We start from the raw sequence: 8,079 nt of genomic DNA on the forward strand, positions 1-8,079 counted from the left end.
AGAATGGCAAAAAGAATACATGGTTCATGTACAACAATTTTAGTTGGGAAAAAAGCATCAATTGATGGCTCGACAATTATTTCGCGAAACGATGATGGGCATGAAGCGCTTGATCCACAACGTTTTGTAGTTGTAACACCAGAAATGCAACCACGAAATTATGAATCTGTTATTAGTAAGGTCAATGTTAAATTGCCCGATAATCCACTAAGTTATACTTCTGTGCCGAATGCAATTTTGACAAATGGAATATGGCCAACAGCAGGAATTAATAGTGAAAATGTTGCAATGTCAGCAACTGAAACGATTACAACTAATCCGCGTGTTTTAGGAGCAGATCCGTTTGTTTCTGGGGGAATTGGTGAGGAAGACTTAGTAACATTAGTGTTACCTTATATTCACAGCGCTCGTGAAGGTGTTAAAAGACTAGGTGAGCTGCTCGAAGAATATGGAACATATGAACCAAACGGAATTGCCTTTTCAGATAAAGATGAAATCTGGTGGCTAGAAACAATTGGTGGACATCATTGGGCAGCTAAGCGAATTCCTGATGACGCATATGTGGTTGCACCCAATCGAATGAATATTGATGAGTTTGATTTTAATTCAGAAGAGACAATGGCATCAGTTGATTTAAAAGAAATGATTAATAAGTACCATTTAAATCCAGATTTTGACAAAGTCAATCTACGACATATTTTCGGTAGTTCATCAATTAAGGACACCGTCTATAATAATCCTCGAACATGGTATGGACAAAAATTCTTTAATCCAGATAATACAAATGATCCAATGGACCAAGACCAGCCATTCATTTGTCATGCTAACCGTAAAATTTCCATTGAAGATGTTAAGTATGTTTTGAGTTCACATTTTGAAAATACAAAATATGATGTTTATGGTTCAGGGACAGACGAGGAAAAGACGTTATTTAGACCCATTGGGATCAATCGAAATCATAATGTGCATATTTTGCAAATTAGAAATGATGTTCCTGCTGAACTAGCTGGCGTACATTGGTTAGCTTTTGGAGCAAACACCTTTAATACAGTCGTACCATTTTATGCAAAGGTTAATGATACACCTGCAAGCTTTAAAGATGCAGATGGGACATTTAATCTGAATAATATGTACTGGTTAAGTTGTACAACAGCACTTTTAGGAGATACGGATTATGATTTTTACGTGGATATGCGCAATAGTTATGAATTAGAAGCTATGAGTAATTATCATAAGATTCAAAATGATATCGATAAGAATTTCAATGATAAAGGAAATAACAGCGATAAATATCTTGAAGAAGCTAATCAAAAGTTTGCAGATGAGGCTTTAAAATTACAAACTAAGTTACTGGGTGACATGGTGATAGCAGGGTCTGAAAAAATGAAGTTACGATATAATTTGAATGATTAATTGCATATAGCAAAACTTTAAGCAGTAGCATAGTGAATGTTTAAAATTATAGTTTGCATAATACAACCTTTGAAAGAGATGATTCTTTGGGTGAACCGATTTTAATCATTATTCGTGGTAATTCTGGTTGTGGTAAAACATCTTTAGCAAAGAAAATTCAAAATTATTATGGAATCAAACGAAGTCTTCTGATTCAACAAGATATTATTCGAAGAGATATTTTGCATTCAGATGATCACGTTGGGAATATTTCAATCGAATTAATGATGAAAATGATTGAATTTGGAAAACAAAATTATGAGGTCACAATTCTTGAAGGAATTCTAAGAAAAGATGTCTATTCAGAGATGCTTAAAGAAGCAGTTAATGAATTTGAAAGAAGAGCGTTAGTCTTCTATTTAGACATATCCTTTGAACAAACCATCAAAAATAATAATAAAAAGGAAGTTCCTTTTTCAACTGAGCAACTAAAAAGTTGGTGGCGGGAAAAAGACTGTCTTAATGCTTCTGATATCATAATAAATGATAATAATGAGCAGATGATTTTAAAGCTGGCAGCTGAACTAATAACATAAAACTAACATGTTGGGTCGAGTTATAAAAGTATGCTATGATACTTTCAAATTCAGGCGAAGGTTGGTAGAAAAATGAAGCGAGCCAATATAACTTTAGATGAAATCTATAACTTGGTGCTAAATACAGCTACAAGAGAGTGGGAACGAGAGCAACTACTTAAGTGCAAATCAGAGATTGAGAACGGAACAAATAATGAACAGGCATTTTCAGAACTTGAATATCGTTTGCGACCACTTGCAGCAAGGAATAATTTGACACCCGATGTAGCAGATTTCTATGCAAAGCTTTCTGGAAAAAATCAAGAGATTGAACCTTTTGACTTGGCAAAACATTTTGAAAATGATGGGCCAGATGTTGAACGTGCAATTTTTGCAGGCGGCTGTTTTTGGTGTATGGTTGAACCATTTGAAACAAGACCAGGGATTATTGCAGTGATTTCAGGATATACTGGCGGTCAGGTTGAGAACCCAACTTATGAGATGGTCAGTCGGGGAACTTCTGGACATGTCGAGGCAGTTGAGATTATCTATGAAAAAAAACTTATTAGTTATGAAACATTACTAGAGTTGTATTGGCAATTGATTGATCCGACTGATGATGGTGGACAAATTAATGATCGTGGCGCTAATTACCAACCGATAATCTTTGTTAAAAATAAAGAACAAAGAGAAATTGCGACTGATTCAAAAAGAAAACTTGAACAATCAAGAAAATATACCAAGCCAATAATAGTACCGATTCGCAAGGCTGAAAAGTTTTGGCCTGCAGAGAATTATCATCAAGATTTTTATAAGAAAAACCGAGTACGCTATCGTCGTATCGAAAATTCCCGTAAACAATATTTGACATTCTTAAAGTTTAAAGGATGGCTCAAACGAAAATTCAATAAAAAATAATTTCTGAGGGAAAGGAAGTCTTAAACATGATTACTTATTCAAATAGCAAAGGGATAACTGCGCAACAATTGGCAGCATTGTTCACGAATTCAGGGATTCATCGACCGGTTGGAGACTTACCTAGACTGGAAAAAATGCTTAAAAATGCTTCGATTATCTGGACGGCGTGGAATGACAAGCATGAGTTAGTAGGGATTGCAAGAGCCATCACAGATTTTAGCTATGCTTGCTATCTCTCTGATTTAGCAGTTGACAAAAAATATCAAAGACAAGGAATCGGGAAGCAGTTGGTTGAGGAATTAAGAAATCAAATTGGACCTGATGTTTCCTTAGTTCTATTAGCTGCTGAATCGGCAATGAATTATTATCCTAAAATCAAATTTGAGCACATTAATAATGCATTCTTAAAGCACAGAAGAGCATTTTAATAGAATTTTGAAGGATGTGATATTTTTGACAAAGCAATGGTTTGAAGATCGAATAGGATCAGCTCTTGCAGGAACTAACCCGATGGTAATGGCCGAATTAGAGGGCGGAATAGCTGTGTTTGGAGATACACAATTTCTTGAAGGATACTCAGTGTTGTTGCCTAAGAAGGAGGTTAACGCTCTTAATGATTTAGATTTAGACGAGCGAACATTCTTTTTGAGGGACATGAGCATTCTAGGTGATGCTGTAATGCACGCAACAAATGCAGCAAGAATCAATTACGATATTTTAGGAAACACTGACAATTTTTTACATGCACATGTCTTTCCAAGATACAGTACAGAAAAATCTGAAAGATTGAAAAAGCCAGTATGGTTATATAGTGCAGATCATTGGAGTGACAAAGCTTATTCTTATGATTCTAAAAAGCATGCGCAAGTTAGAGATAAGATAACAGCGTATTTAAAAAGTTTTGAAGTTGTATAACACTACAAAAAAACACCGACAAAAAATTGTCAGTGTTTTTTTGAATTAAGATAAATTATTAGTTAATTGGTTTCCATGTCCAATTTTCAACTTCAGGTAAATCAATACCCTCATCACGAATGAATTGATGATGTTTAGCAATAATACTATCCATTTTAGCAACAAATTGTCCATATTTTTCAGAATCTGGTAGGCTCAATACAGCTGATTTAGCAAGATCAAAGCGATCCATTTGGTTAAGAACACGCATATCAAATGGTGTGGTGATATCACCATTTTCACGGTAACCGTGCACGAAGAGATTATGATTATGACGATCAAAGAATAAGTCACGAATCAATCCTTCATAACCGTGGAAAGCAAAGATTATCGGACTATCTTTGGTAAAGTATGCGTCAAATTCTGAATCGCTTAAGCCACGAGGATCTAATCTTTGGCTGCGGAGTTTTAACAAGTCAACCACATTAATAAAGCGAATCTTTAATTCAGGAATAGCTTCATGCAAAATTGAAATCGCTGCAAGACTTTCCAAATTTGGTTCGGTTCCCGCTGCAGCAATTACTAAATCAGGTGTAGCATTTTCATCAGTTGAAGCCCAGTCGATAATTTTCAATCCATTATCAACCAATTCTTTTGCTTCAGCTGCGGAGTAGAATTGTTGGCGTGGGTGTTTTGAAGAAACAATCAGGTTAATCTTTTCGCGGTCATTCAATACGTGAGCCATTACAGCCAATAAACTATTAGCATCGGCTGGTAGATATTCACGAATAAATTCCGGTTTTTTATCAGCTAAATGCCCTAAAATACCTGGGTCCTGATGCGTATAACCATTATGATCTTGCTGGAAGACTGTTGAAGATGCAATCACGTTTAGTGAAGGAATCTCACTGCGCCAAGTTTGTTCTTTGGCTTTGCGCAACCATTTGAAATGTTGTGCAAGCATGGAATCAACAACCCGCAAGAATGCTTCGTAACTAACAAACAAACCATGTCGACCTGTTAGTGCATAACCTTCTAACCAGCCTTCATCTTGATGTTCTGATAATTGTGAATCAATTACACGACCATTTGGAGCTAAGAACTGGTCAAAAGGTTCATTGATATTTTCAAGCCATTGACGATTTGTAGCTTCAAAAATTGGTGAAAGGCGGTTCGACAATGTCTCATCAGGTCCAAAAATTCTAAAGTTTTGATTTTGCGCATTTAACTTAATGATATCTCGTAGATATTTACCTAATACTGTCATATCCTGTGCGACTTTTTGTCCTTGTTTCTCAGTATCAATTGCATAGTCACGGAAGTCAGGCAGGATTAAATCTTTGATTAAGCTGCCGGGATTTGTATGAGGATTTGCCCCCATACGATGTTTTCCGGTGGGAGCAATCGCAGCAATTTCTTTCTTTAATTGCCCATTTTTTTCAAACAATTCTTCTGGATGGTAACTTTTGAGCCATGCAATTAATTTATCTGCATGCTGCATATCATTTTGATCTACAGGAATTGGAATCTGATGTGCACGGAATGATTTTTCAATTGGTTCACCATCCCATTCCTTAGGGCCAGTCCATCCCTTTGGTGCGCGGAAAATAATCATTGGCCAGCTTGGAAGTGTAGCGTCATTGTTTTCACGTGCATTTTTTTGAATTGTATGGATACTTTCGATTGCTTTGTCCAAAGCTGCCGCCATTGCAGGATGCAGTTTTGTAGGATCATCTCCTTCGACAAGGATTGGTTCCCATCCCATCCCATGGAAGTATTCTTGCAATTGTTCATTAGATTGACGCGAAAGAATTGTTGGATTTGAAATCTTAAAGCCATTCAAGTCAAGAATAGGTAAGACTGCACCATCATTGATGGGATTGATAAACTTGTTAGATTGCCAAGATGTTGCAAGTGGCCCTGTCTCAGCCTCACCATCACCAACAACTGCAGCAACGATCAAGTCGGGATTATCAAAAATAGCACCAACTGAGTGAGATAGCGAATACCCTAATTCTCCGCCTTCATGAATTGAACCTGGAGTCTCTGGTGCCGCATGTGAAGCAACCCCACCAGGAAATGAAAATTGTTTGAAGAGTTTCTTCATTCCAGCAGCATCCTGTGTGATTTGTGGGTAAGTTTCTGTATAGCTGCCATCCAAATAGGCATTTGAAACCATGACTTGACCGCCATGTCCAGGACCCTCAACGTAAAACATGTTTAAATCATATTTATTGATGACACGATTTAAGTGGGCATAGATGAAGTTTTGCCCAGCAATCGTACCCCAGTGTCCAATGGGTTTTACCTTTACATCGTCAGCGGTTAACGGACGATCGAGTAAAGGATTGCCTTTTAAGTACAATTGACCAACAGAGACATAATTAGCAGCACGCCAAAAGGCATCAACCAATTTCAAATATTCAGGTGATGAGTAATCTTGAGTCATTATATAGCTACCTCCTTGAGATTGTAGTTAATCATCTTGTTCATATGTTTATAATAACTTAAATCAATTTAAAGTTCAACTTAATTATATATTGGAACGTACCAATACATAATATTAATGAGAAATTAAATTTTTTCTACGAATTATATTGACAAGACACCTATAAACAAGACATAATTACTTTTATGTTAGGGGTGTCTTTACATCTATTTATAATAGGGGAGAGTTAAGGATGTTAAAAAAAGGAAATGAGACTAATAAATTATTATTGACTACTGGAATGGCATGGTTATTTGATGCAATGGATGTTGGAATGCTTTCTTTCATCATAGCAGCATTAAAATCAGAATGGAATTTGAACGAAGCGCAAATGGGTTGGATTGGAAGTGTTAGTTCCATCGGAATGGCGATGGGCGCAATTCTTTTTGGTATATTAGCTGATCGTTTTGGAAGAAAAGATATCTTAATAATAACACTGTTATTGTTTTCGATAGCTACGGGGATTTCTGCATTTACAACCACTTATATTCTTTTTTTGATTCTTCGCTTTTTTGTTGGTGCGGGACTGGGTGGGGAACTTCCCGTTGCTTCGACCTTAGTTTCTGAAAATGTCCCAGCTAAGTCTAGAGGGAGAATTGTTGTTTTATTAGAAAGCTTTTGGGCTGGTGGTTGGATTATTGCGGCAATTATTTCATACTTTATTGTTCCTTCTTGGGGTTGGAGAACCGCACTCTTAATTTCTGCATTACCGGCGTTTTATGCGCTGTATTTGAGGTATGGGTTAAAGGAAAGTACGATTGCTTGGAATGAAAAATCGATAAAGAGGCCGTCGTTAAAAGAAAATTTACTTAATTTGTGGAATTCTCGTTATTATAAGACAACAATTATGCTCTGGATTGTATGGTTTATGGTTGTTTTTTCTTATTATGGAATATTTTTGTGGTTACCAAGTGTAGTTATATTGAAAGGATATGGGTTAATGCATAGTTTTGGATATACATTAATTATGACATTAGCTCAGCTACCAGGATATTTTGTTGCAGCTTGGTTGATTGAAAAGTGGGGGCGTAAATGGGTCTTAACAACTTTTCTGATCGGTACAGCAATTAGCGCATTAGGATTTGGGAGTGCCTCAAACTTATTTTCACTATTATCTTTTGGAATATTGTTGTCCTTTTTTAATCTTGGAGCTTGGGGAGCATTATATGCGTACTCACCAGAACAATATCCTACAAAAATACGTGCTTCTGGTACAGGAATTGCAGCAGGTGTCGGAAGATTAGGTGGAATTTTAGGACCGTTAATGGTTGGTGAAATGTTAACTAGACAATATTCATTTACGATTATTTTTACTATCTTTTGTGTAGCAATAATGGTTGCTGTTTTAGCAATTATAATATTGGGTAAGGAGACAAAGGGGACTAAATTAGAGTGAAGTTAATTGATTTTATAGTTAGTGATAAAATCAGGAATAAAAAGTCATCTATTATGTATGTCACTAATAGTAGATGTAGTAGAATTTTTAATGTATATGAATTGTAAAGTAAAAAAGAAGGCAGTACAAAGTCGGGGAAATTTGAGTGCTAATTTGATATTTGATATGAGTAATTTGAAGTTGGCGGAGAATTTTGACTTATGGAACGCATTTATACGGAATAAATAGAGGGTCTGTGCCATAAGTCCTTCAAAATAGAAGAGATTAGTGAAAATCGTTCCTTGATTTTCACTAATCTCTTCTTTGGGTTTATAAAACAGTTATGATTGGTGCCCTTCGCTACCAATTTTCTAATATTCATTGCCATCAAGGCAATTCCAGCTTCTCTTTTTACCTTTTCAAGACCTCTAACAGAA

General features: G+C 36.1%; 8 protein-coding genes. 6 read left to right on the plus strand and 2 right to left on the minus strand.

The genetic code is table 11. The features are described 5' to 3' along the window. Positions 1-3 precede the first annotated feature (3 nt). The 5 genes from FFX44_RS05335 (at position 4) to FFX44_RS05355 (ending at position 3,800) form a co-directional block, all read left to right on the plus strand. Complete coding sequence (locus FFX44_RS05335; protein WP_289978618.1) at positions 4-1,413, plus strand: C69 family dipeptidase; 1,410 nt, start codon at positions 4-6, stop codon at positions 1,411-1,413. A gap of 86 nt (positions 1,414-1,499) precedes the next feature. Continuing rightward, positions 1,500-1,988: a hypothetical protein gene (locus tag FFX44_RS05340; protein WP_289978620.1), complete on the plus strand. Its 489-nt coding sequence runs from the start codon at positions 1,500-1,502 to the stop codon at positions 1,986-1,988. Between the two features lie 72 nt (positions 1,989-2,060). Continuing rightward, the gene (gene msrA, locus FFX44_RS05345; RefSeq protein ID WP_289978622.1) at positions 2,061-2,885 is read left to right on the plus strand and encodes a peptide-methionine (S)-S-oxide reductase MsrA; all 825 of its coding nucleotides are present in this window, start codon (positions 2,061-2,063) and stop codon (positions 2,883-2,885) included. Between the two features lie 26 nt (positions 2,886-2,911). After that, positions 2,912-3,313 (plus strand): GNAT family N-acetyltransferase, encoded by a 402-nt coding sequence (locus FFX44_RS05350; protein ID WP_289978623.1) that lies wholly within the window; start codon positions 2,912-2,914, stop codon positions 3,311-3,313. A gap of 82 nt (positions 3,314-3,395) precedes the next feature. Then, positions 3,396-3,800 carry a hypothetical protein gene (locus tag FFX44_RS05355; protein ID WP_289978657.1) on the plus strand — a complete coding sequence of 135 codons (405 nt, stop codon included), beginning with the start codon at positions 3,396-3,398 and terminating at the stop codon, positions 3,798-3,800. Between the two features lie 58 nt (positions 3,801-3,858). On the opposite strand, the gene FFX44_RS05360 is transcribed toward FFX44_RS05355, so the two are convergent. Next, complete coding sequence (locus tag FFX44_RS05360; RefSeq protein ID WP_289978625.1) at positions 3,859-6,228, minus strand: phosphoketolase family protein; 2,370 nt, start codon at positions 6,226-6,228, stop codon at positions 3,859-3,861. Positions 6,229-6,460: 232 nt separating this feature from the next. Here FFX44_RS05360 and FFX44_RS05365 point away from each other — a divergent pair, with 232 nt between their 5' ends. Next, positions 6,461-7,663, plus strand: coding sequence for an MFS transporter (locus FFX44_RS05365; RefSeq protein ID WP_289978628.1), 1,203 nt, complete (start codon positions 6,461-6,463; stop codon positions 7,661-7,663). 211 nt (positions 7,664-7,874) lie between these two features. Here the strand turns inward: FFX44_RS05365 and FFX44_RS05370 are convergent. Then, the coding region (locus tag FFX44_RS05370; protein ID WP_289978633.1) for a hypothetical protein at positions 7,875-8,079 on the minus strand (205 nt) is incomplete at its 5' end.

This window comes from Lactobacillus sp. UCMA15818 (genome assembly GCF_030400225.1).
Classification (GTDB): Bacteria; Bacillota; Bacilli; order Lactobacillales; family Lactobacillaceae; genus Liquorilactobacillus.

Bases quoted from the DNA above. Each gene is read 5' to 3' on its own strand.
- FFX44_RS05360 (WP_289978625.1), bottom strand. From the start codon at position 6,228: ATGACTCAAGATTACTCATCACCTGAATATTTGAAATTGGTTGATGCC.
- FFX44_RS05335 (WP_289978618.1), top strand. From the start codon at position 4: ATGGCAAAAAGAATACATGGTTCATGTACAACAATTTTAGTTGGGAAA.
- msrA (WP_289978622.1), top strand. From the start codon at position 2,061: ATGAAGCGAGCCAATATAACTTTAGATGAAATCTATAACTTGGTGCTA.
- FFX44_RS05350 (WP_289978623.1), top strand. From the start codon at position 2,912: ATGATTACTTATTCAAATAGCAAAGGGATAACTGCGCAACAATTGGCA.
- FFX44_RS05365 (WP_289978628.1), top strand. From the start codon at position 6,461: ATGTTAAAAAAAGGAAATGAGACTAATAAATTATTATTGACTACTGGA.
- FFX44_RS05355 (WP_289978657.1), top strand. From the start codon at position 3,396: ATGGTAATGGCCGAATTAGAGGGCGGAATAGCTGTGTTTGGAGATACA.